The sequence below is a fragment of the Halomicronema sp. CCY15110 genome (genome assembly GCF_016888165.1).
Classification (GTDB): domain Bacteria; phylum Cyanobacteriota; class Cyanobacteriia; order Phormidesmidales; family Phormidesmidaceae; genus Halomicronema.
This window is the reverse complement of record NZ_JACSWC010000209.1, coordinates 1-2,137: the sequence shown is the minus strand read 5'-3', so window position 1 is coordinate 2,137 and position 2,137 is coordinate 1. Positions and strand designations below refer to the sequence as shown.

Sequence of the window (2,137 nt, the reverse complement as noted above, 5' to 3'; positions counted from 1 at the left end):
CAACTCTCGATACTGGTAGGTTGAGCGAAGTCGAAACCGGATTGAACGGGTACTTTATTTAGTTGCAGATCCCTAAGGGGAGGTGCCGCAGGCGGTGAAGTTTAAACCCCAAGCCCCAAAGAGTTACGCAACTTTCAGATCCACCTCTCACCACGACTATCAAGCCAGGAGCACAATTGATGGAATCTCAAGGGGCCAAATCCTCCAATGAACTTGCCCAATACCGTACTGATCTTGCCGTCGATCGCACCCTCATGGCGGCCAGTCGTTCTCTGATGGCCTGGGTTCGCACCGGGCTCTCGATGATTGGCTTTGGCTTCACCATCTATAAGTTTCTCAGTAACGAAGCCCAGGGCTTAGTCAGAGATCCCCGGAATGTCGGACTTTTCCTGATTGTCTTAGGGATTATTTCCATCGTTTTTGGTGGCATCGAATATCTACAGACTGCCAGGGAAATGCGGCGCAACTACGGGGCAAAAAAAATCAGGAAATACCCGCTAATTATGGCCTTGTTAGTCGGCGGCTTGGGACTTGCCTTATTACTGGATGCCTTGATAAACCATGGAAGTTGAAATTGTAGAAGGGTTAGAGCAGGGGCTGTATGCCTTTATTCTCTTACTTAAAGTCGTACTCGAAGCGCTGGCGGCTCTGATCGTTTCCTGGGGATTGCTGAGAACCCTGCAGCATGCGTTCAGAATCCGGCGTAAAAAGGGAAGCAGACAGCCTATTCTGGCTTATCCCTTTGAGTTTAGCGAGATCCGGTTAACTTTTGGCCTCTGGTTAGCCCTGGCCCTGGAATTTCAGCTAGCGGCAGACATTCTCAGCACGACCGTGTCACCGAGCTTCGAAGAGTTGGGCAAACTCGCATTAATCGCCGTGATTCGAACCTTTCTCAATTATTTTCTGAACCAGGAGCTTGAAAAAGAATCTGAAGACGTGAAACTTTCGGCTCGCAGCCAAGCGGAAGTGATTAAAGGGGTTAAGTGAGTAATCGTACAGAAACTTACGCTAAGGCTAAAACCTTTGCATATCAATGCATCCAGAATAGTAAAAAGTCCCGGATTGGAGACTCGTCTTGAGCGCTCGGACAACCTCTTTGGCGAGAGCATAAGCCTTTCGGCTGTTAGTTAGTTCCTTATCGGGACTTTCTGTACGATTACTCATTTAACCCCTAGATCGCCTGTCCAAAGACCTCAGGCAAGAGTTTCCGGGTATCAAAGGCTTTTCTCGCTCAAACCTGATGTATATGCGAGCGTTTGCCGAAGCCTGGGAGAGCGAACGAATTGTCCAAGGGCTATTGGACAATTTGCCGTGGAACCAAAACATTGCCTTGCTCGATAAGCTGGCCAGTCAAGATGAGCGCCTGTGGTATGCCCAGCAAGCCCTAGAGCATGGCTGGAGTCGCAATATTCTGGTCGCCCAGATCGAGACCGGGCTCTACCAGCGAGAGGGCGGAGCCGTCACCAACTTTGAACGGACGCTCCCACCAGTACAGTCAGAAATGGCCCAGCAGGTCATCAAAGACCCTTACAGTTTCGACTTTCTCACCATTGCCAAGGGGGCCAGAGAGCAAGACCTCAAACGCGCGTTGGTGCAGCATATGCGCGACTTCCTGCTGGAACTGGGTGTCGGATTCTCGTTTGTCGGACACGACTACCGTCTGGATGTTGAAGGCGATGAATTTTTTATCGATATGCTGTTTTACCATCTCAAGCTGCGCTGCTTCATCGCAATTCAGTTAGAGATGGGAGAATTTAAGCCGGAGCAATCGGGCCGCATGAACTTTTATCTGACGGCGATCGATGCCCAAGAGCGAGAAGAATACGATCGTCCCACCATTGGCATTATTCTCTGCAAGTCAAAGAACAAGACGGTAGCAGAATATTCCTTGGGCAACCTGCGCAACCCAATCGCCATTTCCACGCATCGGCTACCCAGTCCGGAAGATTTGCAGTCAGAGCTCGATAAAGCGGTCAAGCTGTTAGCGGATGACACCAAGAGCACGGCAGCAGATGAAGAAAGCCAGCAGTTGAGGGGCGACTCCCAGGCTTAGGTTGACCATACCAGCCCTCTAAAGGTGTTTTCAATACCGCTTAATAATTGCTGTCACTCAGCCCGAGAGGAAGACGGAGCTAGT

Annotated in this window: 3 protein-coding genes; all 3 read left to right on the top strand. The window is 50.3% G+C overall.

The window, feature by feature from the left end:
* Nucleotides 1–179 precede the first annotated feature (179 nt).
* The 3 genes from JUK32_RS07390 (at nucleotide 180) to JUK32_RS07380 (ending at nucleotide 2,053) form a co-directional block, all read left to right on the top strand.
* Nucleotides 180–572 (top strand): YidH family protein, encoded by a 393-nt coding sequence (locus tag JUK32_RS07390; protein ID WP_204138212.1) that lies wholly within the window; start codon nucleotides 180–182, stop codon nucleotides 570–572.
* Entirely contained in the window at nucleotides 562–987 is a 426-nt protein-coding gene (locus JUK32_RS07385; RefSeq protein WP_204138211.1) for a DUF1622 domain-containing protein, read from the top strand. Before JUK32_RS07390 ends, JUK32_RS07385 begins: the two co-directional genes overlap by 11 nt.
* A 193-nt stretch (nucleotides 988–1,180) precedes the next feature.
* Nucleotides 1,181–2,053: a YhcG family protein gene (locus JUK32_RS07380; protein WP_239112418.1), complete on the top strand. Its 873-nt coding sequence runs from the start codon at nucleotides 1,181–1,183 to the stop codon at nucleotides 2,051–2,053.
* The last annotated feature ends 84 nt before the right edge of the window (nucleotides 2,054–2,137 follow it).